The sequence below is a fragment of the Pseudomonas sp. R4-34-07 genome, from assembly GCF_003852375.1.
Lineage (GTDB): Bacteria > Pseudomonadota > Gammaproteobacteria > Pseudomonadales > Pseudomonadaceae > Aquipseudomonas.
Map to the genome: position 1 here is coordinate 1,352,920 of NZ_CP027760.1, position 24,608 is coordinate 1,377,527.

21 protein-coding genes are annotated in these 24,608 nt (G+C 60.7%); 10 read left to right on the plus strand and 11 right to left on the minus strand.

Features of this window, described 5'->3' with window-relative positions; translation table 11 throughout:
* Positions 1-48: 48 nt before the first annotated feature.
* The 3 genes from C4J85_RS06090 to C4J85_RS06100 all read right to left on the minus strand — a co-directional run bounded on the left by C4J85_RS06090 (position 49) and on the right by C4J85_RS06100 (position 4,838).
* Positions 49-858: a putative RNA methyltransferase gene (locus tag C4J85_RS06090; RefSeq protein ID WP_124406454.1), complete on the minus strand. Its 810-nt coding sequence runs from the start codon at positions 856-858 to the stop codon at positions 49-51.
* Positions 858-2,009 (minus strand): succinyl-diaminopimelate desuccinylase, encoded by a 1,152-nt coding sequence (gene dapE / locus C4J85_RS06095; RefSeq protein ID WP_124409222.1) that lies wholly within the window; start codon positions 2,007-2,009, stop codon positions 858-860. Before dapE ends, C4J85_RS06090 begins: the two co-directional genes overlap by 1 nt.
* A gap of 237 nt (positions 2,010-2,246) precedes the next feature.
* The gene (locus C4J85_RS06100; protein WP_124366105.1) at positions 2,247-4,838 is read right to left on the minus strand and encodes a glycosyltransferase; all 2,592 of its coding nucleotides are present in this window, start codon (positions 4,836-4,838) and stop codon (positions 2,247-2,249) included.
* 217 nt (positions 4,839-5,055) lie between these two features.
* Here C4J85_RS06100 and tcdA point away from each other — a divergent pair, with 217 nt between their 5' ends.
* A complete protein-coding gene (gene tcdA, locus C4J85_RS06105) occupies positions 5,056-5,865 on the plus strand; it encodes a tRNA cyclic N6-threonylcarbamoyladenosine(37) synthase TcdA (RefSeq protein ID WP_372237484.1) in 810 nt (269 codons plus the stop codon).
* Positions 5,866-5,965: 100 nt separating this feature from the next.
* Here the strand turns inward: tcdA and C4J85_RS06110 are convergent, their stop codons facing one another.
* The 4 genes from C4J85_RS06110 to C4J85_RS06125 form a co-directional block, all read right to left on the minus strand.
* On the minus strand, positions 5,966-6,373 hold the full coding sequence (locus C4J85_RS06110) for a SufE family protein (protein ID WP_124409223.1): 408 nt from the start codon (positions 6,371-6,373) through the stop codon (positions 5,966-5,968).
* Positions 6,370-7,575: an aminotransferase class V-fold PLP-dependent enzyme gene (locus tag C4J85_RS06115; protein ID WP_124409224.1), complete on the minus strand. Its 1,206-nt coding sequence runs from the start codon at positions 7,573-7,575 to the stop codon at positions 6,370-6,372. Before C4J85_RS06115 ends, C4J85_RS06110 begins: the two co-directional genes overlap by 4 nt.
* A 68-nt stretch (positions 7,576-7,643) precedes the next feature.
* Complete coding sequence (gene dapD, locus C4J85_RS06120) at positions 7,644-8,678, minus strand: 2,3,4,5-tetrahydropyridine-2,6-dicarboxylate N-succinyltransferase (protein WP_124366109.1); 1,035 nt, start codon at positions 8,676-8,678, stop codon at positions 7,644-7,646.
* A 31-nt stretch (positions 8,679-8,709) separates the two neighbouring features.
* The gene (locus C4J85_RS06125; protein WP_099583364.1) at positions 8,710-9,072 is read right to left on the minus strand and encodes an ArsC family reductase; all 363 of its coding nucleotides are present in this window, start codon (positions 9,070-9,072) and stop codon (positions 8,710-8,712) included.
* Positions 9,073-9,285: 213 nt separating this feature from the next.
* Here C4J85_RS06125 and C4J85_RS06130 point away from each other — a divergent pair, with 213 nt between their 5' ends.
* Positions 9,286-10,929 carry a Na+/H+ antiporter gene (locus tag C4J85_RS06130; RefSeq protein WP_124409225.1) on the plus strand — a complete coding sequence of 548 codons (1,644 nt, stop codon included), beginning with the start codon at positions 9,286-9,288 and terminating at the stop codon, positions 10,927-10,929.
* Here the strand turns inward: C4J85_RS06130 and C4J85_RS06135 are convergent.
* From C4J85_RS06135 to map, 4 genes are all read right to left on the minus strand, one after another.
* Entirely contained in the window at positions 10,922-11,662 is a 741-nt protein-coding gene (locus C4J85_RS06135) for a M12 family metallopeptidase (protein ID WP_124409226.1), read from the minus strand. The two genes, C4J85_RS06130 and C4J85_RS06135, sit on opposite strands and share 8 nt — an antisense overlap.
* A 115-nt stretch (positions 11,663-11,777) precedes the next feature.
* A complete protein-coding gene (dapC, locus tag C4J85_RS06140; RefSeq protein ID WP_124409227.1) occupies positions 11,778-12,977 on the minus strand; it encodes a succinyldiaminopimelate transaminase in 1,200 nt (399 codons plus the stop codon).
* Between the two features lie 157 nt (positions 12,978-13,134).
* Positions 13,135-15,837, minus strand: a complete 2,703-nt coding sequence (locus C4J85_RS06145) for a [protein-PII] uridylyltransferase (RefSeq protein ID WP_124366113.1) — start codon at positions 15,835-15,837, stop codon at positions 13,135-13,137.
* 65 nt (positions 15,838-15,902) lie between these two features.
* Positions 15,903-16,685 carry a type I methionyl aminopeptidase gene (gene map / locus C4J85_RS06150; RefSeq protein ID WP_005785707.1) on the minus strand — a complete coding sequence of 261 codons (783 nt, stop codon included), beginning with the start codon at positions 16,683-16,685 and terminating at the stop codon, positions 15,903-15,905.
* A 377-nt stretch (positions 16,686-17,062) separates the two neighbouring features.
* On the opposite strand from map, the gene rpsB reads away from it, so the two are divergent.
* The 8 genes from rpsB (at position 17,063) to rseP (ending at position 24,549) form a co-directional block, all read left to right on the plus strand.
* The gene (rpsB, locus tag C4J85_RS06155) at positions 17,063-17,800 is read left to right on the plus strand and encodes a 30S ribosomal protein S2 (RefSeq protein ID WP_048719953.1); all 738 of its coding nucleotides are present in this window, start codon (positions 17,063-17,065) and stop codon (positions 17,798-17,800) included.
* 203 nt (positions 17,801-18,003) lie between these two features.
* Positions 18,004-18,867: a translation elongation factor Ts gene (gene tsf / locus C4J85_RS06160; protein ID WP_124361608.1), complete on the plus strand. Its 864-nt coding sequence runs from the start codon at positions 18,004-18,006 to the stop codon at positions 18,865-18,867.
* Positions 18,868-19,078: 211 nt separating this feature from the next.
* Positions 19,079-19,822 (plus strand): UMP kinase, encoded by a 744-nt coding sequence (pyrH, locus tag C4J85_RS06165; protein WP_003172271.1) that lies wholly within the window; start codon positions 19,079-19,081, stop codon positions 19,820-19,822.
* On the plus strand, positions 19,819-20,376 hold the full coding sequence (gene frr, locus C4J85_RS06170; RefSeq protein WP_057723203.1) for a ribosome recycling factor: 558 nt from the start codon (positions 19,819-19,821) through the stop codon (positions 20,374-20,376). The genes pyrH and frr overlap by 4 nt, the downstream gene beginning before the upstream one ends.
* Before the next feature lie 17 nt (positions 20,377-20,393).
* Positions 20,394-21,149 (plus strand): polyprenyl diphosphate synthase, encoded by a 756-nt coding sequence (gene uppS, locus C4J85_RS06175; protein WP_057723202.1) that lies wholly within the window; start codon positions 20,394-20,396, stop codon positions 21,147-21,149.
* Positions 21,150-21,956, plus strand: coding sequence for a phosphatidate cytidylyltransferase (locus tag C4J85_RS06180; RefSeq protein ID WP_124366114.1), 807 nt, complete (start codon positions 21,150-21,152; stop codon positions 21,954-21,956).
* On the plus strand, positions 21,953-23,158 hold the full coding sequence (gene ispC, locus C4J85_RS06185) for a 1-deoxy-D-xylulose-5-phosphate reductoisomerase (protein WP_124409228.1): 1,206 nt from the start codon (positions 21,953-21,955) through the stop codon (positions 23,156-23,158). Before C4J85_RS06180 ends, ispC begins: the two co-directional genes overlap by 4 nt.
* 38 nt (positions 23,159-23,196) lie before the next feature.
* Complete coding sequence (rseP, locus tag C4J85_RS06190) at positions 23,197-24,549, plus strand: sigma E protease regulator RseP (protein ID WP_124409229.1); 1,353 nt, start codon at positions 23,197-23,199, stop codon at positions 24,547-24,549.
* Positions 24,550-24,608: the final 59 nt, after the last annotated feature.

Here is a 24,608-nt window from a genome sequence, read left to right on the forward strand (position 1 = left end):
TCCTCGTTGCGGGATTCGAAAATCCATTCGCGGGTGCTGAAAAGTCGGTTATTGAAGCACGAAATAATCGTAGCGCATCGACACGGTGACCTGCAGCGGCTCGGCGGCTTCGATCACCTCGCTGCGGCGCTCGGCGCTCGCACGCCAGCCGTGAGGGGTCATGGCCAGCAGGTTGGCGCGGTCCCCGGGCTCGGCCAGGCGCAGTGTGAACTCAAGGGTTTCACTGTGCGCCAAGCCCATGCCATCCGGCACCAGCGCCAGGTGTTTGTCGTCGGTGTATTCGCGCACTTCGTCGTACAAGCGTTCGCGCAGCTCCATCAGGTGGCCGCGGGTGGGACCCACCTTCATCAAGCCGCCGCCAGGGCTGAGCAGGCGCTTGGCTTCCTGCCAGTCCAGCGGGCTGAACACGCTGGCGAGAAACTGGCAACTGGCGTCGGCCAATGGGACGCGGGCCATGCTGGCGATCAACCAGGTCAGCGCCGGGTTGCGCTTGCACGCGCGCTTGACCGCTTCCTTGGAAATATCCAGGGCGTAGCCGTCGGCGTCGGGCAGGGCATCGGCGATTTGCGCGGTGTAGTAGCCCTCGCCACAGCCGATGTCCACCCAGCGTTGTGGCGCGCGTTCGGCGGCCAGCTCCGCCAGTCGCTTGGCCACAGGGGCGTAGTGCCCGGCATTGAGGAAGTCGCGGCGCGCCTCGACCATCGCCAGGTTATCGCCGGGGTCGCGGCTGTTCTTGTGCTGCACCGGCAACAGGTTCAGGTAACCCTGGCGCGCGCGGTCGAAACGGTGCCCGGCGGGGCACGCCACACCGTTGTCCACCGCAGTGAGCGGGGCGCTGCAAAGGGGGCAGGCAAGCATCAGGCGAGCAACTTGATCAGGGTCTGGTAGTAAATTTCGGTCAACACATCGAGGTCGCTGGCGAGGACGCGCTCGTTGACCTGATGGATCGTCGCATTCACCGGGCCCAACTCGACCACCTGGGTGCCCAGGGTCGCAATGAAACGGCCGTCCGAGGTGCCGCCACTGGTGGATGCCTTGGTTTCACGCCCGGTGATCGCCTTGATGCTGGCCGATACCGCGTCGAGCAATGCGCCCGGCTCGGTGAGGAACGGTAGCCCCGACAGCGCCCAGTCCACATGCCAGTCCAGGCCGTGTTTATCCAGAATCGCTGCGACCCGCTGCTGCAACCCTTCCACGGTGGATTCGGTGGAGAAACGGAAGTTGAACACCGCTGTCAGGTCGCCGGGAATGACGTTGGTGGCGCCGGTGCCGGAATTAAGGTTGGAGATCTGGAAACTGGTCGGTGGGAAGAAGGTGTTGCCGTCATCCCAATGCTCGGCGGCGAGTTCGGCCAATGCCGGTGCGGCCAGATGGATCGGGTTCTTCGCCAGGTGCGGATACGCCACGTGGCCCTGTACACCGCGCACGGTCAGGGTGGCGCCGAGGGAGCCACGACGGCCGTTCTTGACCACATCGCCCACCAGTGTCGTGCTCGATGGCTCGCCGACGATGCACCAGTCAAGGCGCTCGTTGCGTGCGGCCAGGCGCTCGACCACGGCCTTGGTGCCATGGTGCGCCGGGCCTTCTTCATCGCTGGTAATCAGGAAGGCCACCGAGCCTTTGTGGTCCGGGTAGTCGGCGACAAAACGCTCCGCCGCCACCAGCATCGCCGCCAGGCTGCCTTTCATATCCGCCGCGCCACGGCCGCACAGCATGCCGTGTTCGTCGATCAGCGCGTCGAACGGGTCGTTCTGCCAGGCCTGCACCGGCCCGGTCGGCACCACGTCGGTGTGGCCGGCAAAGCACAGCACCGGGCCTTCCTGGTTGCCATGGGTGGCCCAGAAGTTATCCACCTCGAAAATGCGCATCGGCTCGAGCGCAAAACCGGCGTCGCCCAGTCGCTGCATCATCAGCTTCTGGCAATCGGCATCGATCGGCGTGACCGACGGGCGACGGATCAGGTCGATGGCGAGTTGAAGGGTCGGCGAAAGGTCGGCATGGGCCGTCATGGGAAAACTCCGGAAATCGAGACAGCGACGTTCTAATTGTAGGAGCGAGGCGGGCGGCTAGCCCTTGCTCGCGAAAAACGCAAGGGCTCCGCGTGCATTCAGGGTACCCGCTTCATCGTTAACGATTTTCGCGAGCAAGCTCGCTCCTACAGTGATGTGTGCAAGGCGTGTAAAACGGCCGTTATCTTATAGCAAAACGGCGGCCAGAGGCCGCCGTTTAGTGCATTGCGCAAGTTTTTACACGGCGGTGACAGGCTCTGCCTTCGGCGCCGGTTTCGGCAGCGACGACAAAAACGCCATGATCAGCGCCGCCAAGTACGGCAGCGACTGCACCAGCAACATCACCACCCAGAAGCGCATGTCATTGCTCGGCAGGCCTTGCACCAGGTAAATCCCCAAGGCGGCGCCCCACAACAGCAGCATGATGAACATTTCTTCGCGGGCTTCGGAAATCGCCACCCAGAAGCCGTGGTTATCCGCGTTTTTCGGTGTACGAAAGAACGGAATGCTGGTGGTGAAGAAGCCGTACAGCACCGCTTTGGCGATGGTGTGCGACAACGCCAGGCCGGCCAGGGCCGCGCAGAAGGCATCCTTGAGGTTCACCCCGACCGCACGGCGGTAGAGGAAGATGATCTTGCCCACCTTGAACACGAACAACGCCAACGGCGGGATCGCGAAGATCAGCAACGGCGGATCGACGCGGGTCGGCACGATGATCATCGCCGCCGACCACAGCAGCGCGCCCACGGTGAAGAAGATGTTCATGCCATCGGCCACCCACGGCAGCCAGCCCGCGAGGAAGTGATAGCGCTGGCCACGGGTCAGCTCAGTGCCTTTGCCGCGCAGCAGGCTGGCGGTGTGGCGCTTGATGATCTGAATCGCACCGTAGGCCCAGCGGAAACGCTGTTTCTTGAAGTCGATAAAGGTGTCGGGCATCAGGCCCTTGCCGTAGCTGTCGTGGTAATACGCCGCCGACAGGCCTTTTTCGAACACGCGCAGGCCCAGTTCGGCGTCTTCACAGATGCACCAGTCGGCCCAGCCGAGTTCTTCGAGCACCGAGCGACGGGTCATGGTCATGGTGCCGTGCTGGATGATCGCGTCGCGGTCGTTGCGGGTGACCATGCCGATATGGAAGAAGCCTTTGTATTCCGCGTAGCAGAGCTTCTTGAAGGTGCTTTCGTTCTGGTCGCGGTAATCCTGGGGCGACTGCACCACGGCGATTTTCGGGTCGGCGAAGTGCGGCACCATATGCTTGAGCCAGTTGGGCGACACGCAGTAGTCCGAGTCGATCACCGCGATCACTTCGGCGTCCTTTGCGGTGTGCGGGATCAGGTAGTTCAGCGCGCCACCCTTGAAACCGGCCAGGGGCGCGACGTGGAAGAACTTGAAGCGCGGGCCCAGGGTTTCGCAGTAGTCGCGCACCGGTTCCCATACCGCCGGGTCCTTGGTGTTGTTGTCGATGATCAGGACTTCGTAGTCCGGGTAATCGAGTGCGGCCAGGGCGTCGAGGGTCTGTTTGACCATCTCCGGCGGCTCGTTGTAGCACGGCACATGGATCGACACTTTCGGACGGTAGTCCGATTCCCCTTCGACCGGCAGGAATTCACGTCGGCGTTTGTGGGTCCACACCGCTTCCGCCAGTTCGTGGGCTTCGGTCAGCAGCACGATAAACACACCCAGGGCACCGAGGGCCAGGAGAATGCCCACGGTCACGCTGAACCAGGTGCTGTATTGCTGGCTGTAGTCGTAGCCGATCCACACCAGCACCGAACCGCAAAGGAACGCGATAAACGTCAGGAAGGTACGACCGCGTTGGCGCAGGGCCGAGCCGTCGATCATCAGCAGGGTCAGGGACAGCAGCGCCAGCACCACCGAACCGATGGCCAGCACGCGCCACTGCGGAATTGCGACCACCGGGCCTTCAAAGTTGAATTTCTGCTGACGCGCGGCGTTGAATACGCCCCAATAAGCGCCCGCCGAGCCTTCGTCGCTGACTTTCCAAGGCTGATCGAACGCCTCGATGACAAAGTAGTTGTAGCCCTGGCGATTGAGTTTGTTCACCAGCGTGCGCAGGTAAACCGCCTGGTCGGCAGGTGAGGTTTCATTACCACCGCGCATGCGTCCGTTACTCGGCCAGCCAATTTCCGACAGCAGCAGCGGCTTTTTCGGGAACAGTTTCTTCAGGTCCCGCGCACGGTCGAGTACGTACTGGCCGGCCTTGTCCATGGGGATAAATTCCCAGAACGGCAGGATGTGCGCGGCGATCAGGTCGACGTGCTTGGCCAGTTCCGGGTTTTTTTCCCAAATGTGCCACTGCTCGGAAGTCGTCACCGGCACCTTGACCGCTGCACGCACGCGGTCCAGTAGCACGATCAAGTCCTGCGGGGTGATTTCTTCACGGAACAACGCTTCGTTACCGACCACCACGCGCACGACGCTGCGCGAGCTGTTGGCGATTTCGATGGCGCGCTGGATTTCGCGTTCGTTGCGCTCAAGGTCCGGGCTGATCCAGATCCCCAGTGTCACCCGCAGGCCGAACTCTTCGGCCAGCTTGGGAATATCGCCCAGGGTGCCGTCGACCGAGTAGGTACGGATGTTGTCCGTCAGCTTGCTCATGATCGCCAGGTCCTGGCGCATCTGGTCGTCAGACGGGTATTGGTTTTTCTGAGGATACTGGCCTTGCTGGAACGGCGAGTAAGAGAACCCGGAGATCTGTTCGGGCCAGTTGGGAGCGGTGACCGGGCGGTTGATCAGCGCCCAGAAGCCAGTGAACAGCGCGGCGATTGCCAGCACGATCACCAGGTTGAGTCCAAATTTACGCGATGCCATGGTTATTTCGGGTTCCAAAGGGTGTGGAACGAAAAGAGGTGTCGGCCTGCACCGAACGGCGCGCATCCTACACCGGCCTTTCCCTGAGCGTACAGCAGACAGAGAAAAGCCGGACGTTAGTCCGCGAATGTTCACCTAAGTTCTTTACTTGTAGCTGGAAGCTTCGAACTTGTCGCGGCGTAGTCCATAATGCGCGCCGGTTTTTAGGGTAATGGTCATGAGCACAGAAGATCCGCGGTTTGCAGGCGTCGCCCGCTTGTATGGCATTGAAGGCCTGGAACGCTTGAAAGCGGCCCATGTGGCGATCGTCGGCGTCGGCGGCGTGGGCTCGTGGGCGGCGGAAGCGATAGCCCGTTGCGGGGTGGGCGAGATTTCGCTGTTTGACCTGGATGACGTTTGCGTCAGCAACAGCAACCGCCAGCTGCATGCGCTGGACAGCACCGTGGGCAAACCCAAGGTCCAGGTGATGGCCGAACGCCTGCGCGGTATCAACCCGGATTGCACCGTGCATGCGGTGGCGGACTTCGTTACCCGCGACACCATGGCCGAGTACATCACCCCGAACATCGATTGCGTGATCGATTGTATCGACGCGGTCAACGCCAAGGCGGCGCTGATTGCCTGGTGCAAACGCCGCAAGATCCAGATCATCACCACCGGTGGCGCCGGCGGGCAGATCGACCCGACGCTGATCCAGGTGTGCGACCTGAACCGCACCTTCAACGACCCGCTGGCCTCGAAAGTGCGCTCCACTCTTCGTCGTGACTATGGCTTCTCACGCACGGTAACCCGCCATTACAGCGTGCCCTGCGTGTTTTCCACCGAGCAGCTGCGCTATCCCAAGCCGGACGGCAGCATCTGTTTGCAGAAGAGTTTTGTCGGCGATGGCGTGAAGCTGGACTGCGCGGGAGGGTTTGGCGCGGTAATGATGGTGACCGCTACGTTCGGCATGGTGGCGGCGACCAAGGCGGTGGACAAGATTGTGGCCGGGGTGCGCCGGCCGTCGGAGCGGGTCAAGCCTGCCTGAAAATGTGGGAGGGGGCTTGCTCCCGATAGCGGTGGATCAATCAGCTTATTCAGCGACTGACACTCAGCCATCGGGGGCAAGCCCCCTCCCACATTTGGTTTTATGTATGGCTGAGTTCGCGCATGCGCTGCAAGACTGCATTGAGGCCATTGCTGCGTGACGGCGACAGTTGGCGGGAAAGCCCGAGTTGATTGAACCAGTCGGGCAAGTCCACCGCCTGCAACTCAGCCGCCGACAACCCATTCACCCGCGCCAGCAATAACGCCACCAGTCCACGAATCATCCGCGCCTCGCTGCTGGCGGCAAACTGCCAGTGGCCATTGTGCAAATGCCCCACCAACCACACCAGGCTCTCACAGCCCTGTACGAGGTTGGCATCGACCTTGTCCTCATCCGCCAAGGCGGGCAGGCGCTCACCCCATTGCATCAGCATTCGGGCGCGTTGTTCCCAACTGCCGACTGACTGAAAGGCTTCCAGCGCGGCCACCGCATCCACCGGCAAGCTCATCGCAGCATCTCCAGCGCCTGGTCCAGCGCTTCAAAGAAGCGCTCCAGGTCATCGGAGTCGTTGTACAGCGCGAGGGACACGCGAATCGCCCCCGGCAGCTGCAGCATCTTGAGCAACGGCATCGCACAGTGATGACCGGCACGCACGGCGACCCCCTGCTCGGTCAGCAGGTGCGCGAGGTCGGCGTTATGCACGCCCTCGACCACAAAGCTGACCAGCGCCACTTGCGGCGCGCCGAGTATGCGCACGCCATTGCGCGCTTTTAAACCGCGCAGCAAATAATCGTGCAGTGCCGCTTCATGCCTGACCACCGCCTGTGGATCCAGCGAGATCAGGTAATCCAGGGTCGCACCCAGGCCGATCACGCCAGCTATCGGTGGCGTTCCCGCCTCAAGACCCAGGGGGGCAGGGCGGAAGCTGGCGCTGTGGTAGTCCGCCTGCTGCACCATTTCTCCGCCAAACTGCCAGTGGCGCAGGTGATGCAAGGCTTCATGGCGGCCGTAGAGCACGCCGACCCCGTCTGGGCCGTACAGTTTGTGACTGGAAAATACATAGAAGTCGCAGCCCAGAGCCTGCACGTCGTGGCGGCCATGGACAATGCCTTGGGCGCCGTCGATCACCGTCAGCGCGCCGTGGCTGCGGGCCAGCCCGAGCAAGGCGTCGAGCGGCTGCCAGGTGCCGAGTACGTTGGATAACTGGCTGACCGCCAACAGCCGCGTGCGCGGGCCGATCAGCCGGGCAGCGGAGTCAAGGTCGATCACGCCGTCAGCGTCCAGGGGCAGTATCACCAGCGTCAGTGCGCGACGTCTGGCCAGTTGCTGCCAGGGCAACAGGTTGGCGTGGTGCTCCAGGGCGCTGATGGCAATCTCATCGCCCGCGTCGAATAAGTGCTCGAGGCCGTAGGCCAGGAGGTTCAGCGCAGAGGTCGCGCCGTGGGTAAACACCACCTGCCCGCTGTCACCCGCATTCAACCACTGCGCAACCTTGCTGCGACTGTCTTCAAACGCCTGGGTCGCATGGGCTCCCGGCAAATGCTGGGCACGGTGCACGTTGGCTGCGCCATTGGCGTAGTAATGGCTGATTGCATCCAGCAGGGCTTGGGGTTTTTGCGTGGTGGCGGCGTTGTCCAGGTAGGTCTGGTCTTGCCGTTGCAGGGTGGCGATGGCTGGGAAGTCGGCACGCCAGGGGGAGGGCACAAGCATGATGTTCAAGACTCGTATAAGCGGGCCGCAACCCGAAGGTGCGGCCCGCTGGGGCATCGAGTGGCTGCTTAGTTGTGAGCGTGCAGCGCTTCGTTCAGTTCGATGGCCGATTTGTGGGTTTTGCACTCCACGGCACCGGTCTCGGAGTTGCGGCGGAACAGCAGGTCCGGTTGGCCGGCCAGTTCACGCGCCTTGACCACTTTGACCAGTTGGTTCTTCTCGTCCAGCAAGGCAACTTTGGTCCCGGCGGTCACGTACAGGCCGGACTCCACGGTGTTGCGGTCGCCCAGCGGGATACCGATACCAGCATTGGCGCCGATCAGGCAGCCTTCGCCGACCTTGATCACGATGTTGCCGCCGCCCGACAGGGTACCCATGGTCGAGCAGCCGCCGCCCAGGTCGGAACCCTTGCCGACGAACACGCCAGCCGATACGCGGCCTTCGATCATGCCCGGGCCTTCGGTGCCGGCGTTGAAGTTGACGAAACCTTCGTGCATGACGGTGGTGCCTTCGCCCACGTAGGCGCCCAGGCGCAGGCGGGCGGCATCAGCGATACGCACACCGCTCGGTACGACGTAGTCGGTCATTTTCGGGAACTTGTCCACCGAGAACACTTCCAGCAGCTCGCCGCGCAGGCGTGCTTCCAACTGGCGTTCGGCCAGTTCGGCGATGTCGATGGCGCCCTGGCTGGTCCAGGCCACGTTCGGCAGTTGCGGGAACACGCCGGCCAGGTTCAGGCCGTGGGGTTTGACCAGGCGGTGGGACAGCAGGTGCAGCTTGAGGTAGGCCTCAGGCGTGGAGGTCAGGGCGGCGTCTTCGGCCAGCAAGGTCGCAACCAGCGGCGTATGGCTTTCAGCCAGGCGGCTCAACAGGGCGGCCTGGGTGGCGTCGACGCCTTTGAGCGCGTCGGCCAGTTGCAGGGCCTGGGTGACGGTGAAGGTAATCGCCTGGTTGCCTTCGGTGTAGCCAAGGATCGGCGCGATGGCCGCGACGATGTCAGCCGACGGGTTGAGCAAGGGCTGTGCGTAAAACACTTCCAGCCAAGCACCTTGGCGGTTCTGAGTGCCGACGCCGAAGCCCAGGCTGAACAGGGAATTGGACATGCTGTTACCTCTACAAAAATGGAAGGCTGGCCTACTTGAGGGCCGCCGAATAACTATCTGGCTTGAAGCCAATCAGGGTTCTGTCACCGAGATCGAGCACCGGGCGCTTGATCATCGAGGGTTGCGCGAGCATCAATTCAATGGCTTTCGACTGATCGAGATCGGCTTTGCGTTCGTCTTCGAGTTTGCGAAAGGTGGTGCCCGCACGGTTCAAAACCACCTGCCAACCGTGCTCGTCGCACCATTGGGTCAAGTGTTCGCGGTCGATACCGGCCGTTTTGTAATCATGGAACTCATAGCTCACAGCGTGCTCATCAAGCCAGGTGCGCGCCTTTTTCATGGTGTCGCAGGCTTTGATGCCGAAAAGGTGCAAGGTTTTGCTTGAAGCGGTCAAGGAATTGCCCCCTTTGGACGAATGAAAAATGAAAGATCGCGGATTATGCCACGCCCAGCGCGTTTCGGCGCCGTTCGTCAGCGCTGTGCGACGTTTGTGCAAAGGGCAGTGCGCCGCATAGCCGGTTACCATAGCCGGGTAATATGGCACTTCAACGGCCAGTTGTTGCCTCATGTGTGTCGTTGCAAGTCGATTGTCTGGGAAACCCGCGTTATGCAAACCGCCTACACCGTTCTTATCCTGCTGATGCTGGTCAGCGTGTCGCGTCTGGTCGGGCGCATCATTCCTCTGCCGCTGCCGCTGGTACAGATTGCCGCCGGGGCCCTGCTGGCCTGGCCCACGTTGGGGCTGCATGTGGCGCTGGACCCGGAGCTGTTCCTGTTTCTGTTCTTGCCGCCGCTGCTGTTTTCCGATGGCTGGCGCATGCCCAAGCGTGAGCTGTGGCGCCTGCGCGGGCCGATCCTGACCTTGGCCGTGGGGCTGGTGCTGTTTACGGTGGTCGGCGCGGGGTACTTCATTCACTGGATTCTGCCGACGATTCCGTTGCCGGTAGCCTTTGCCCTGGCGGCCGTGTTGTCGCCGACGGATGCCGTGGCGGTGTCGGCGATTGCCCAGAATCGCCTGCCTACGCCCTTGATGCACATGCTCCAGGGTGAGGCCTTGATGAATGATGCGTCGGGCCTGGTGACCTTCAAGTTTGCCCTGGCTGCCGCGTTGACCGGGGTGTTTTCCCTGGCCGATGCCAGCCTGACCTTTGTCTTGGTCGCAGTGGGTGGGCTGGCGGTCGGTGTGGCGTTGAGCTGGCTGGTCGGTCGCCTGCGCGCCTGGATGATTGCACGGGGTTGGGATGACCCGGCCACCCACGTTGTGTTCATGTTGCTGCTGCCGTTCGCGGCCTACGTGCTGGCGGAGCGCTTGGGCGCGTCGGGCATTTTGTCGGCCGTGGCGGCGGGCATGATGCAGAGCTGGCTGGACCTGCTGCCGCGTCAAACCAGTACACGCCTGCTCAATCGCAGTGTCTGGTCGCTGCTGGAGTTTGCCTTCAACGGCCTGATCTTTCTGCTGCTGGGCCTGCAACTGCCGGACATCATCAAGGCAGTGGTGAGTCATGAGCCGACGTTGTGGCCGGCCTTGATGTACCGCTGCCTGGACGTGGTTGCGATCTTCGTGGTGCTGGTGGTGTTGCGCTTTATCTGGGTACAAAGCATTTGGCGGCTGTCAGGCTTGCTGCGTCGTGTGCGTGGGAAAAGCGAGCTGACCTTGGTACCCACGGCGCGATCCTGTTGGCTGCTGACGGTGGGCGGCGTACGCGGTGCGGTGACACTGGCGGGCGTGATGTCGGTGCCATTGCTGCTGGCGCCGGGCCAGGCTTTTCCGGAGCGCGACCTGCTGATCTTTATCGCGGCCGGCGTCATTCTGTTGTCGCTGGTCGCCGCCTGTATCGCGCTGCCGTTGCTGCTTCGCGGGATCGAAAAGAGCCCCGATGAAAAGCGTCACCGGGAGGTTCGCGAGGCCTGGAAAAAAACCGCCGTGGCAGCGATCCATGCGCTGGAGGCTGAAGAACCTGATGAAACCGCAGTGTCGGATGCGGCTCAAGCGGCATTGGCCACTGAGCTCAAGGCGCGATTGATGTCGGAATATCGCCACCAGCTTGAGGTATTCAACGATTCCGCCGAAGCCCAGGCCCTGGCGCTGCAGATGGACCTGCTGGAACGCAAGCTGCGGCTCAAGGGGCTGCGCGCGCAGCGGCTGGAGTTGTACCGTTTGAGTCGGCAACATCAAATTGGCGATGATGTATTGCGCGAAGTTCTGGCGGATCTGGATATGAGTGAAGCGAACTTGGGCAGCGTCAAGTAGTTTGGGCATTGATCATTGCGCGGATGCCGGTACTGAGCAGTTTGCCGAGCAGTGTTTTATCTTCAGGGTACAGTGACTGCACAAAGCTTTTATCGCCTTCAGACAGTTTGAAGTTGCGCGGGATGGGATTTCCGCTATTCAGGTGTGAGGCGCGAATCCCATAGTGCATGATGGATTTGTCATCATAGTTTGAAGTCTTTACCTCTTTGCGCGAGAAGGGGCGGAGGATATCGTTCTTGGCCTTATAGGAGGGTTCTCCTCTCGATGCATATTCGTCATAGATGTTCTGCCTGTTCAGGTCCAATGTCCGATCGGGGTGCTGATGCTCATGTTTGAGGCCGATGGCGTGGCCGAATTCATGCTGGATCGTTGCGGCGACGCTGCTTGGCGAGACTGTGAAGTTAATGCCCATGGTCGGTTCGGATAAAGGCACCTTCTTTGCGTCGGTGCCCACGTTTGACCATCCTGCTCTCGTGTCAGCGTCCGCAGTGATGCGGATATCGCCATTGGGGCTGTCGGTGAACTTGAAGTAGAGACTGGTATGGGGGGGCCATGCGTTGATGTTGTGCTTTACCAACGCTTTTTGTTCTGGGGTCATGTTCAGCAGGGAGATAGTCAGCACCGAATGCTGAGGCCAGAGCTTGTCGGGCATGGCGACGCCGCGCTTACTTCTATTGAGCGGCGCAGTGACGCAATGAGCATAAGGCGAAGTGGGCGAAGTCGTGAGCGTCATGCGGGTCACCTAAGTGTTTATATGAACTTAGGTGTAAGGTTTGCGTGTTTCTGTTCCCTCTCAATGGTTGCAAGAAACAACGCTGGAGGCCGCCCCGTTGGGAGCGGCTTGTGTCTCAACCGCGGCGCTGGATGAAATCGCGAATCCGCCCAGCCGCTTCGACACATTCGGCCAGCGGTGCAACCAATGCCAGGCGTACACGCCCGGCGCCTGGGTTGAAGCCATCCACTTCGCGGGACAGGTAAGAGCCCGGTACCACCGTCACATGTTCCTCCACGAACAAATCACGGCAGAAAGCAGCATCGTCCCCGTTCACATTCGGCCACAAATAAAAGCCGCCGTCCGGGCTTTGCACATCCAGCACCGGTTTGAGGATCGCCAGCACTGCGTCGAACTTCTCGCGATACAGGTCACGGTTGGCCTGTACGTGCGCTTCGTCCTGCCAGGCGGCGATGCTGGCCAGCTGGGTTTGCACCGGCATTGCGCAGCCGTGATAGGTGCGATACAGCAGGAAAGCCTTGAGAATCTCAGCATCGCCAGCGACAAAGCCCGAACGCAGGCCCGGCAGGTTGGAGCGCTTGGACAGGCTGTGGAACACCACGCAACGCTTGAAGTCCTGGCGACCCAGTTCGACACAGGCGCTCAGCAGGCCTGGCGGCGGGGTTTGCTCATCGAAGTACAGCTCGCTGTAGCACTCGTCGGCGGCGATCACGAAATCGTGCTCATCGGCCAGGGCGATCAGCTTTTTCAGGGTGTCCACCGGAATCAGCGCGCCGGTCGGGTTGCCCGGAGAGCACAGGAACAGGATCTGGCAACGTTTCCAGATGTCTGGCGACACGGCATCGAAGTCCGGGTTGAAACCATTGGTGTCCAGGCACGCCAGGTAATGCGGCTTGGCGCCGGCGAGGAACGCGGCGCCTTCGTAGATCTGGTAGAACGGGTTCGGGCTCACCACGAGCGCGTCGTCATCGCGATTGACCACGGTCTGGGTAAAGGCGAACAGTGCCTCGCGTGTGCCGTTGACCGGCAGGATATTGCGCGCCGGGTCCAGCCAGCCTGCAGGTACGTTGAAGCGGCGCTCGCACCAGGCGCCAATGGCCTCGCGTAATGCGGGGATGCCCAGTGTGGTCGGGTACACCGCCATCTGGTCCAGGTTGTTGCTCAGCGCCTCAGCCACGAAACTCGGTGATTTGTGCTTGGGCTCGCCAATCGACAGGGCAATCGGGCGTTTGTCCGGGTTGGGGGTGACGCTGCCGAGCAGGGCGCGCAGTTTCTCGAATGGGTAAGGCTGCAGCTGGTTCAGGGCATTGTTCATCGCAAGTCTCGTCAATTCAGTTGTCGGCACGCGGTCTGGTTGCCGGCGAAAATTCAATGTAGGAGGGGGCTTGCTCCCGATTGCGTTGTGTCAGTCAGCTGATCTTATCTGATCCACTGCTATCGGGAGCAAGCCCCCTCCCATATACGCCGGCGTTTCAAATCGTCAGGCGCGTCAGCGCGACGCCAGGTTCCTGGGTCACGCTCAATTGCTCCACGATCGCATCCTGCAAACGGCGGCACAGCTCAGGGTCGGACAGCGGCTGGTTATCGGCGTCGGTGATAAAGAACACGTCTTCCACGCGCTCGCCGAGGGTCGCAATCTTGGCGTTCTGCAGCGACAGGTCGAACTCCAGGAAAATCCCGCCGATGCGTGCCAGCAGGCCTGGCCGATCCGGCGCGCTCAGCTCCAGCACGGTTACCGGGCGCTGGGCGTCGTTGGAGATCGTCACCTGCGGCGCAAAGGCAAAGTGCTTGAGCTGGCGCGGTACCCGGCGCTGGATGATGGTCGGGTAATCATCCGGGTTGCGCAGGGCTTCGGTCAGGCCTTCGCGGATCTTCTTCACACGCACCGGATTGTCGCCAATCGAGTCGCCTTCGGTGTCGAGCACAATGTAGGTGTCGAGGGTGAACTGGCTGCTGGAGGTGATCACCCGGGCGTCATGAATGTTCAGGTTGAGCTGGTCCATAGCCGCCACGGTCACGGCGAAGAAGTCATGTTGGTCCGGCGCGTAGATGAAGATCTGCGTGCCGCCTTCGAATTCGCGCTGGGTGGTTTCCTTGATCAGGACCAGAGGGCCGCCATCGGCCGGCTGTTGAAGGATGGCGTCGGTGTGCCAGGCGACATCGCCGGCGGTGTGGCGCAGGAAATAATCGTCACCCAGTTGCGACCACAGTTGTTCGACATCGTCCGGGTCGTTGCCGCCGCGCACCAGGATATCCAGGGCCGCGCTTTGGGTGCGGCGAATCTGCTCTTCTCGGTCCACCGGGTTTTCCAGGCCGCGGCGCAGGGCGCGCTTGGTCTCGGTGTACAACTGGCGCAACAGGCTGGCGCGCCAGGAGTTCCATAACGTCGGGTTGGTGGCGTTGATGTCGGAGACGGTCAGCACGTAGAGGTAGTCGAGGCGGGTTTCATCGCCGACGATCTGCGCGAAGTCGTGGATCACTTGCGGGTCGGACAAGTCCTTGCGCTGGGCGGTGGTCGACATCACCAGGTGGTTCTGCACCAGCCAGACGATCAGGCGGCTGTCCCACAACGGCAACTGGTGGCGTTGGCAGAACGCTTCGGCATCCACCGCGCCGATCTCCGAGTGATCGCCATGCCGGCCCTTGCCGATGTCGTGGTACAGGCCGGCCAGGTAAATCAATTCCGGCTTGGGCAGCTTGGCCATGAGCTTGCTGGCCAGTGGGAATTTCTCTGACACCTGGGTGTACTGCAACTTACGCAAGTGCTTGATCAGGTTGAGGGTGTGGGCGTCCACGGTATAGATGTGGAACAGGTCGTGCTGCATCTGCCCGACGATAAAGCCGAACTCCGGCAGGTAGCGCCCGAGGATGCCGTAGCGGTTCATCCGCCGCAGGTTGCGGTGGATGCCGATCTTGCACTTGAACAGTTCGATAAACAGGCTGGTGTTGCGGATGTCATGACGAAACTCATCGTCGATCAGATGACGGTTTTCCCGCAGCAGGCGAATGGTATCGGCGCGCACGCCTTTGATTTCCGGCTGCTGGGCCATCAGCACGAAGATTTCCAGCATGGCGAACGGCGTGCGGCGGAATACGTTGTCGTTGCGCGCCTCGATGTAACCGTCGTGCAGCTGGAAGCGCGAATTGATCGGTTGCGGCGGCGCTTCGTCTTCGGGGGCCAGGATCACTTCTTCGAAGTGCTGGATGATCAGGTCGCTGAGCTGGGCAATGCTCATCACTACGCGGTAGTACTGTTGCATGAAGCTTTCGATGCTGGTCTTGGCGTCTTCGCCTTCAAAACCCAGCAAGGTCGCGATGGAGCGTTGGTGGTCGAACAGCAGGCGGTCTTCCGAGCGCCCGGCAAGCATGTGCAGGGCGTAGCGTACTTTCCACAGGAACTCCTGGGACGAGGCCAGCAGGGCGTTTTCGCTCTCCACCAGAAAGCCCTCGCCGGCCAAGGCGCGCAGGTTCAGGGTGCCGTACTGGCGACGGGCCACCCACAAGATCGTCTGGATATCGCGCAGCCCGCCCGGCGAGCCTTTGACGTTGGGTTCCAGGTTGTATTCGGTGTCGTTGTATTTGTGGTGCCGCGCCTTTTGCTCGGCACGCTTGGCCAGGAAGAAATCCTTGCTCGGCCACATGTGTGCGGTGTTGGTGACTTCAAGCATGCGTTGGCGCAGGCGCTCGGGGCCGGCGATGGTGCGACTTTCCATCAGGTTGGTGATGACGGTCAGGTCGGCGCGGGCCTCTTCGGCGCATTCGTCCACCGAGCGTACGCTCTGGCCGACTTCCAGGCCGATGTCCCACAGCAGCGTCAGAAACCGCTCTATGGAATCGCGAAAAATCTCATGGTCGGCGCTGTCCAGCAGAATCAGCAGGTCGATGTCGGAGTAGGGGTGCAACTCACCACGACCGTAGCCGCCGACCGCCACCAGGGCAATATCCGCCTCGCTGCTCCAGCTGAACTGTTCCCAGGCTTTTTGCAGGATATTGTCGACGAACCAGGCGCGGTCCTCGATCAGCCGGCGTATGTCGCGGCCGCTGCGAAAGCGCCCATCGAGCACCTCGCGGGCCTGGCGGATCGCCTTCTTGAACGCGGCGATAGGGCTTGCCTTCAGCGCCAGTTCGGCCTGGAACTGGCCACGGTCGAAGAGTTCGGGATCCACCTGGGGCATCGATCGGCTTTCCTTTCTATCTGTCAGTCATTCACAACACGCTGTGGGAAAACCTGGGCAAGCTATCAGGCCGAAACGCGTGGGATTGTGTCATCGGCGCGCAGGGTGAAAATCTCGTAGCCGGTTTCGGTGACCAGCAGGGTGTGCTCCCACTGGGCCGAGAGTTTGCGGTCCTTGGTGATGGCGGTCCAGCCGTCGCCCAGCACCTTGGTGTCGGCCTTGCCCTGGTTGATCATCGGCTCGATGGTAAAGGTCATGCCGGCCTTGAGTTCCATGCCGGTGCCGGCGCGGCCGTAGTGCAGGATCTGCGGCTCTTCATGGAATACGGTACCGATGCCATGGCCGCAGAACTCGCGCACCACCGAGAAGCCGTTCTTTTCGGCGTGCTTCTGGATCACTTCACCGATATCGCCCAGGCGGCAGCCTGGCTTGACGATCTCGATGGCCTTGTACATGCATTCCTGGGTCACCTGGGACAGGCGTTCGGCCCAGACCGGCACGTTGCCGACGTGGAACATGCGACTGGTGTCGCCGAAGTAGCGGTCCTTGATCACGGTGACGTCGATGTTCAGGGTGTCGCCGTCCTTCAACGGCTTGTCACCCGGGATCCCGTGGCACACCACGTGGTTGACCGAGGTGCAGATCGACTTGGGAAAGCCTTTGTAGTTCAGTGGGGCCGGGATGGCCTTTTGCACATTGACAATATAGTCATGGCAGATCTGGTTCAGTTCTTCGGTGGTGACGCCGGGCTTGACGTGTTCGGCGATCATTTCCAGCACGTCGGCGGCCAGTTTGCCGGCGATGCGCATGCCGGCGATGTCTTCGGCGGTTTTCAAACTAACGGTCATACAGGCTCTCTCTAGCGCGACGCGCTGAAATCAATACGGTTCACGGGCGTGCGACACTTCGCACACGCCACAAAAAAACGCGATTCTAACAGACGCGGGCGACAAACCATGAGCCCCTGACGATCGCTTCTCTCTATAGAGTGGGGGTATATCGGCGCCATTCAAAGGGTTGGCGCAAGGAAGCTTGCGGCAAATGTGATTGCGGGTTCCGTTTTCGCCCTTGCTGTGGTATAAAATGCGCCGCTTTCCGGGGATGCCCCGCAGAGCTTAAATCCACACACGTGTCGACACGATGACCTGGGTGCCGGAGGCCTTGAAGCCGCTGGTTGGTCATTGGGATACGTGGAGGCCAAACCCGACTTAATTAAGGAACTATCATGTCCCAAGTCAACATGCGCGATATGCTGAAGGCCGGTGTGCACTTCGGTCACCAGACCCGTTACTGGAACCCGAAAATGGGCAAATACATTTTCGGCGCGCGTAACAAGATCCACATTATCAACCTTGAAAAAACCCTGCCAATGTTCAACGAAGCTTTGACTTTCGTAGAGCGCCTGGCCCAGGGCAAAAACAAGATCCTGTTCGTCGGCACCAAGCGTTCCGCTGGCAAGATCGTTGCTGAAGAAGCAGCACGTTGCGGTTCGCCGTACGTCGATCACCGCTGGTTGGGCGGCATGCTGACCAACTTCAAAACCATCCGTGCTTCCATCAAGCGTCTGCGTGACCTTGAAGTGCAAGCCGAAGACGGTACTTTCGCCAAGCTGACCAAGAAAGAGGCGCTGATGCGCACTCGCGACCTGGAAAAGCTCGATCGTTCCCTGGGTGGTATCAAGGACATGGGCGGTCTGCCTGACGCACTGTTCGTTATCGACGTTGATCACGAGCGCATCGCGATCACCGAAGCCAACAAGCTGGGCATCCCTGTTATCGGCGTAGTCGATACCAACAGCAGCCCGGATGGCGTTGACTACATCATCCCAGGTAACGATGACGCAATCCGCGCTATCCAGCTGTACATGGGTTCGATGGCTGACGCTGTAATCCGTGGTCGCAACCACGTTGCTGGTGGTACCGAGCAGTTCGTTGAAGAAGCTCCGGTAGCCGCAGCTGAGTAATTGACGCCCTGGCGTTGACTCAGTAAGCAAAAAGGGGGCTTGGCCCCCTTTTTGCCACCTCGAAAACCATTTGTTGGCGCCCACTTGTGGCGGCGCATCGTTGCTCTGTAACGTGCAGCAGCCTACAACGGATATTCGGGAAGAATTGATCCCCCGTTCGATCGGGTGGAATGGTTGAAAACCTATCCAAGAGGAATTTGAAAATGGCAGCAATTACTGCAGCGTTGGTTAAAGAACTGCGTGAGCGTACCGGCGAAGGCATGATGGATTGCAAGAAGGCCCTGGAAAAGGCCGACGGCGACATCGAAAAAGCCATTGACGACATGCGTGCTTCCGGCGCCATCAAGGCCGCCAAGAAAGCAGGCAACGTGGCTGCTGAAGGCGCTATCGCTCTGAAAGAAGACGGCAAGTCCGCAGTACTGCTGGAAGTGAACTCGCAGACCGACTTCCTGGCTCTGCAGGACGACTTCAAGGCATTTGTTGCCGCCAGCGTTGAAAAAGCGTTCGCCGACAAACTGACTGACGCCGCTCCGCTGATCGAAGCTCAAGAAGCGGATCGCCTGGTACTGGTCGGCAAGGTTGGCGAAAACGTCAACATCCGTCGCCTGGTGCGCGTTGAAGGTGACGTGGTAGGTGGTTACCTGCACGGCAACAAGATCGGTGTTGCAGTTGTCCTGAAAGGCGGCAACGTTGAACTGGCCAAAGATATCGCTATGCACGTAGCGGCCAGCAACCCTGAGTTCCTGTTGCCTTCGGAAGTTTCTGCCGAAGCGATCGAGCGTGAAAAAGCTGTGTTCCTGCAGCTGAACGAAGAAAAAATCAAAGGCAAGCCAGAAAACATTGTTGAGAACATGGTCAAGGGCCGTATCAGCAAGTTCCTGGCTGAAGCAAGCCTGGTTGAGCAGGCGTTCGTCAAGAACCCTGAAATCAAGGTTGGCGAGCTGGCCAAGAAAGCCGGTGCTGAAATCGTTTCCTTCACCTACTTCAAAGTAGGCGACGGCATCGAGAAGCCGGTCGACAACTTCGCTGAAGAAGTTGCTGCCCAGCTGGCTGCCGCCAAGCAATAAGACAGTTTTCAACTGTCGCCCGAAAGAGGCTGCCCGCTCACGCGCGCAGCCTCTTTTCAAATGGGAAGGCGAATTTATTTGGCTTCCCCTCGGAACTGGCTTACAAAGCCGTGTTCCGATGGCGCTGTGATGGCGTCCAGCTAGAGTGAACGCAAGCCGTAAACGGCTTGCCAAGAATTTTTTAAAAAATACGCCGCAGGAGAGATTCGCAATGGCTCAGCAGGGCAGTGGTTATCAGGCTCGCTATAAACGCATTCTACTCAAGCTCAGCGGCGAGGCCCTGATGGGCTCGGAAGAGTTCGGGATCGACCCCAAGGTGCTTGACCGCATGGCGCTCGAAGTCGGCCAACTGGTCGGTATCGGTGTTCAGGTGGGCCTGGTGATCGGTGGTGGCAACCTGTTCCGCGGCGCGGCACTGAGTGCTGCCGGCATGGATCGGGTCACTGGCGACCACATGGGCATGCTGGCCACTGTGATGAACGCCCTGGCCATGCGTGACGCCTTGGAGCGTGCCAATATCTCGGCCATCGTGATGTCGGCTATTTCCATGGTCGGTGTGACCGATCACTACGATCGCCGCAAAGCCATGCGCCACCTGAACGCCAAGGAAGTGGTGATCTTTGCCGCGGGCACCGGTAACCCGTTCTTCACCACCGATTCGGCCGCATGCCTGCGTGCTATCGAAATCGACGCAGACGTGGTGTTGAAGGCGACCAAGGTGGATGGCGTATACACTGCAGATCCATTCAAAGACCCGCATGCCGAGAAGTTCGATCATCTGACCTACGATGAAGTGCTGGATCGCAAGCTGGGTGTGATGGACCTGACGGCTATCTGCCTGTGCCGCGACCACAAGATGCCGCTGCGCGTATTTAACATGAACAAACCCGGCGCCCTGCTGAATATCGTACACGGCGGCGCAGAAGGGACTCTGATCGAGGAAGGCCAACAATGATCAACGAAATCAAGAAAGACGCTCAAGAGCGTATGCACAAATCCCTGGAGTCTCTGAGCCACGCATTCGGCCAGATTCGTACCGGCAAGGCTCACCCGAGCATCCTGGGCAGCGTGATGGTGCCCTACTACGGTACGGACACCTCCATTACCCAGGTGGCCAACATCACCGTAAAAGACTCGCGCACCCTGCAGGTCGTGGCCTTCGAGCGCAACATGCTCGGGGCGGTCGACAAAGCTATCCAGAGTGCCGGCTTGAACCTCAACCCGACCAACCTGGGCGAGTTGTTGTTGATTTCCATGCCTGCCCTGACCGAAGAGACCCGCAAGGGCTTCACCAAGCAGGCGCGCAGCGCGGCAGAAGATGCACGGGTTGCCGTGCGCAACATCCGTCGCGATGCCTTGGGTGACCTGAAGAAGCTGGTCAAGGACAAGGAAATCAGCGAAGACGAAGAGCGCCGTGCCGTTGCCGATATCGATAAGTTGACCAAGGATGCGGAGGCCCAGATCACCAAGGCCACCGAAGAAAAAGAAAAGGACCTGATGGCCGTATAAGGGGTCAGGACGCCTTCATGGAAAAGACCAAGCAGACTGTGCCCTCTGTGGTGCCGCGCCATGTCGCGATCATCATGGATGGGAATAATCGCTGGGCGAAAAAACGCTTTATGCCCGGTGTTGCCGGGCATAAAGCGGGTGTCGATGCGGTGCGCGCTGTCATCGAAGTGTGCGCCGAGGCCAAGGTCGAAGTGCTGACGCTGTTTGCCTTTTCCAGCGAGAACTGGCAGCGGCCCGCCGAAGAAGTGAGTGCCTTGATGGACCTGTTCTTCAAGGCGCTGCGGCGCGAGGCCAAGCGCCTCAATGACAACGGCATCAGCCTGCGCATCATTGGTGACCGTTCCCGGTTCCATCCGGAGCTGCAGGCAGCCATGCGTGAAGCCGAGGCTATCACGGCCGGCAGCAACCGTTTCGTGCTGCAAATCGCGGCCAACTACGGCGGCCAATGGGATATCGCCCAGGCTGCGCAGCGACTGGCCCGCGAAGTGCAGGCCGGTCATTTGCGGCCCGACGACATCACGCCCGAACTGCTGCAAACCTGCCTGGTGACCGGCGACCTGCCGTTGCCGGACTTGTGCATCCGTACCGGTGGTGAGCACCGCATCAGCAATTTCCTGCTGTGGCAGCTAGCCTATACCGAGTTGTATTTCTCCGACCTGTTCTGGCCGGACTTCAAACACGATGCCATGCGCAATGCGCTGGCCGATTTCGCTTCCCGTCAGCGTCGCTTCGGTAAAACGAGCGAGCAGATCGAAGCTGGAGCCCGGGTTTAAATGCTTAAACAACGAATCATCACAGCACTGATCCTGCTGCCGATTGCCTTGTGTGGTTTTTTCCTGCTCGAGGGTTCCGGCTTTGCACTGTTCATCGGCCTGGTGGTAACCCTCGGCGCATGGGAATGGGCGCGTCTGGCGGGCTTCAGCGACCAATTGCCACGCGTGGCGTACGCCGCGGTCGTCGCGCTGTTGCTGTTCCTGATGTACATCCTGCCCGATATTGCGCCCTGGGTGCTCGGGGCGTCGGTACTGTGGTGGGCATTGGCGACGTTCCTGGTGCTGACCTATCCACGCACCAGCGGTCACTGGTCCAGTGTGGCCTGCAAGTTGGTGATTGGCTTGCTGATCCTGCTGCCGGCCTGGCAAGGCTTGGTGGAAATCAAGCGTTTCCCGAATGGCAACGAATTGATCCTGGCGGTCATGGTGCTGGTCTGGGGCGCTGACATCGGCGCTTACTTTTCAGGCCGTGCCTTTGGCAAGCGTAAGCTGGCGCCGGCCGTCAGCCCAGGCAAGAGCTGGGAAGGCGTATACGGCGGGCTGGCCTTGACGCTGCTGATCGCGCTGGCGGTCGGTGTGTGGCGCGACTGGTCGGTGAAAGAGATTTTCCTGGCCCTGTTGGGGGCTGCCGTCGTGGTATTCATTTCGGTGGTGGGCGACCTCACCGAGAGCATGTTCAAGCGCCAGGCCGGGATCAAGGACAGCAGCAATCTGCTGCCAGGTCACGGTGGTGTGCTGGACCGTATCGACAGCCTCACCGCCGCGTTGCCGATCTTTGCCGTGTTGCTGTGGATGATCGCTTCGTGAGCCGTCTGCAGCAGGTCACCGTGCTTGGAGCGACGGGCTCGGTCGGGCTGAGCAGCCTGGATGTCATCGCCCGTCACCCCGATCGTTACCAGGTTTTCGCCCTGACCGGCTTTACGCGCATGAATGAACTGCTGGCGTTATGCGTGCGTCATTCGCCGCGCTTTGCCGTGGTGCCGCAGGCCGCTGCCGCGCGAAGCCTGCAGGATGATCTGCGGGCCGCCGGCCTTGCCACCCAGGTGCTGGTGGGCGAGGAGGGGCTGTGCCAGGTGTCTGCGGACGCCGAAGTGGACACGGTCGTGGCAGCTATTGTCGGCGCTGCGGGTTTGCGCCCCACACTGGCTGCCGTCGATGCGGGCAAGAAAATCCTGCTGGCCAATAAAGAAGCCCTAGTCATGTCCGGCGCGCTCTTTATACAGGCCGTGCGCAGGAGCGGGGCGGTCCTGTTGCCCCTGGACAGCGAGCACAACGCGATCTTCCAGTGCATGCCCGCTGATTTTGCCCGCGGCCTGGGCCAGGTCGGCGTGCGCCGGATTTTGCTGACTGCGTCCGGTGGCCCCTTCCGGCAGACTCCGGTGGATGAGCTGGAGCATGTGTCGCCCGACCAGGCGTGCGCGCACCCGAACTGGTCCATGGGGCGCAAAATCTCCGTGGACTCGGCAAGCATGATGAACAAAGGGCTGGAGCTGATCGAGGCGTGCTGGTTGTTCGATGCGCGGCCTGATCAGGTGGAGGTGGTGATTCACCCGCAAAGTGTGATTCATTCCCTGGTGGATTACGTGGACGGCTCGGTACTGGCGCAATTGGGCAACCCGGATATGCGCACGCCGATCGCCAATGCCCTGGCTTGGCCGGAGCGGATTGATTCCGGTGTGGCACCATTGGACCTGTTTGCCATCGCGCGCCTGGATTTCCAGGCGCCGGACGAACAGCGCTTCCCGTGCCTGCGTCTGGCCCGGCAAGCGGCTGAGGCGGGCAACAGTGCGCCAGCCATGCTCAATGCAGCCAATGAAGTGGCCGTGGCGGCGTTTCTCGAACGGCGCATCCGCTTTCCGCAGATCGCGAGTATCATCGAGGACGTTCTGGATTCTGAGCCGGTTGTGGCTGTGGATGACCTGGGGGCCGTGTTCGAGGCCGATACAAAGGCTCGGGCCCTGGCCGAGCAATGGCTGGGCCGCAACGCGCGTCAGGCTGTAGGCGGGTAAGCGCCTTCAGGCCTTGGATTGAAATGCGGAGAAATTAGATGAGTGCGCTCTACATGATTGTCGGCACCCTGGTTGCTCTGGGTGTGCTGGTTACCTTCCACGAATTCGGCCACTTCTGGGTGGCGCGTCGTTGCGGCGTCAAGGTATTGCGCTTTTCCGTCGGTTTCGGCATGCCGCTGGTTCGCTGGCATGACCGTCATGGCACCGAGTTCGTGATTGCAGCCATCCCGCTGGGTGGCTATGTGAAGATGCTCGATGAGCGCGAAGGCGAAGTGCCTGCGGACCGGTTGGATCAATCCTTCAACCGCAAGACCGTTCGTCAGCGCATCGCCATCGTCGCTGCCGGCCCGATTGCCAATTTCCTCTTGGCGATGGTGTTCTTCTGGGTCCTTGCCATGCTGGGCAGCCAGCAAGTGCGTCCGGTCATCGGCGCGGTCGAGACGGGCAGTATGGCGGCCAAGGCCGGGCTGGTGGCAGGGCAGGAAATTGTTTCGATTGATGGCGAGCCCACCACGGGTTGGGGCGCGGTCAATTTGCAGTTGGTGCGGCGACTGGGTGAGAGCGGCACTGTCAATGTGGTGGTGCGTGAGCCGGATTCCAGTGCCGAAAGCCCGCGTGAGCTGGCCTTGGACCATTGGCTTCAAGGCGCTGACGAGCCGGATCCGATCAAGTCCCTGGGCATCCGTCCGTGGCGTCCGGCGTTGCCGCCGGTACTCGCCGAGCTGGACCCTAAAGGCCCGGCCCAGGCCGCAGGCCTGAAAACCGGCGACCGGCTGTTGGCCCTTGACGGCCAGGCGCTGGGCGATTGGCAGCAAGTGGTCGACCTGGTACGTGTACGCCCTGATACGAAAATTGTGCTGAAAGTTGAGCGCGAAGGTGCTCAAATCGACGTCCCTGTAACCTTGTCGGTGCGTGGTGAGGCCAAGGCTGCCGGGGGTTACCTGGGTGCCGGGGTCAAAGGTGTCGAGTGGCCGCCATCGATGGTGCGAGAGATCAGCTTCGGGCCGTTGGCAGCGATTGGCGAGGGTGCTAAACGCACTTGGACCATGAGCGTGCTGACCCTCGAATCCCTGAAGAAAATGTTGTTCGGCGAGCTCTCGGTAAAAAACTTGAGTGGACCGATAACCATTGCTAAAGTGGCGGGCGCTTCTGCCCAGTCGGGTGTCGCGGATTTCTTGAATTTCCTGGCTTATCTGAGTATCAGCCTTGGAGTTCTGAATTTGCTGCCCATTCCAGTGTTGGATGGGGGGCATCTGCTGTTTTATCTGGTCGAGTGGGTGCGTGGTCGCCCCTTGTCGGATCGGGTGCAGGGTTGGGGGATACAGATCGGTATCAGTTTGGTTGTCGGAGTGATGTTGTTAGCTCTGGTCAACGATCTGGGACGACTGTAACGCTTCGCTGAATTGCGAATCTGCCGCATTTTGCGGCAGTTTGTTTATTGCCAGTTGGA

Coding starts and splice junctions, on each gene's coding strand:
- dapC (WP_124409227.1), bottom strand. CDS start 12,977: ATGAACAATGCCCTGAACCAGCTGCAGCCTTACCCATTCGAGAAACTG.
- tcdA (WP_372237484.1), top strand. CDS start 5,056: ATGAGCACAGAAGATCCGCGGTTTGCAGGCGTCGCCCGCTTGTATGGC.
- dapE (WP_124409222.1), bottom strand. CDS start 2,009: ATGACGGCCCATGCCGACCTTTCGCCGACCCTTCAACTCGCCATCGAC.
- C4J85_RS06180 (WP_124366114.1), top strand. CDS start 21,150: ATGCTTAAACAACGAATCATCACAGCACTGATCCTGCTGCCGATTGCC.
- C4J85_RS06100 (WP_124366105.1), bottom strand. CDS start 4,838: ATGGCATCGCGTAAATTTGGACTCAACCTGGTGATCGTGCTGGCAATC.
- C4J85_RS06130 (WP_124409225.1), top strand. CDS start 9,286: ATGCAAACCGCCTACACCGTTCTTATCCTGCTGATGCTGGTCAGCGTG.
- uppS (WP_057723202.1), top strand. CDS start 20,394: ATGGAAAAGACCAAGCAGACTGTGCCCTCTGTGGTGCCGCGCCATGTC.
- C4J85_RS06110 (WP_124409223.1), bottom strand. CDS start 6,373: ATGAGCTTGCCGGTGGATGCGGTGGCCGCGCTGGAAGCCTTTCAGTCA.
- rpsB (WP_048719953.1), top strand. CDS start 17,063: ATGTCCCAAGTCAACATGCGCGATATGCTGAAGGCCGGTGTGCACTTC.
- map (WP_005785707.1), bottom strand. CDS start 16,685: ATGACCGTTAGTTTGAAAACCGCCGAAGACATCGCCGGCATGCGCATC.
- tsf (WP_124361608.1), top strand. CDS start 18,004: ATGGCAGCAATTACTGCAGCGTTGGTTAAAGAACTGCGTGAGCGTACC.
- frr (WP_057723203.1), top strand. CDS start 19,819: ATGATCAACGAAATCAAGAAAGACGCTCAAGAGCGTATGCACAAATCC.
- C4J85_RS06090 (WP_124406454.1), bottom strand. CDS start 858: ATGCTTGCCTGCCCCCTTTGCAGCGCCCCGCTCACTGCGGTGGACAAC.
- C4J85_RS06135 (WP_124409226.1), bottom strand. CDS start 11,662: ATGACGCTCACGACTTCGCCCACTTCGCCTTATGCTCATTGCGTCACT.
- dapD (WP_124366109.1), bottom strand. CDS start 8,678: ATGTCCAATTCCCTGTTCAGCCTGGGCTTCGGCGTCGGCACTCAGAAC.
- C4J85_RS06145 (WP_124366113.1), bottom strand. CDS start 15,837: ATGCCCCAGGTGGATCCCGAACTCTTCGACCGTGGCCAGTTCCAGGCC.
- pyrH (WP_003172271.1), top strand. CDS start 19,079: ATGGCTCAGCAGGGCAGTGGTTATCAGGCTCGCTATAAACGCATTCTA.
- C4J85_RS06115 (WP_124409224.1), bottom strand. CDS start 7,575: ATGCTTGTGCCCTCCCCCTGGCGTGCCGACTTCCCAGCCATCGCCACC.
- rseP (WP_124409229.1), top strand. CDS start 23,197: ATGAGTGCGCTCTACATGATTGTCGGCACCCTGGTTGCTCTGGGTGTG.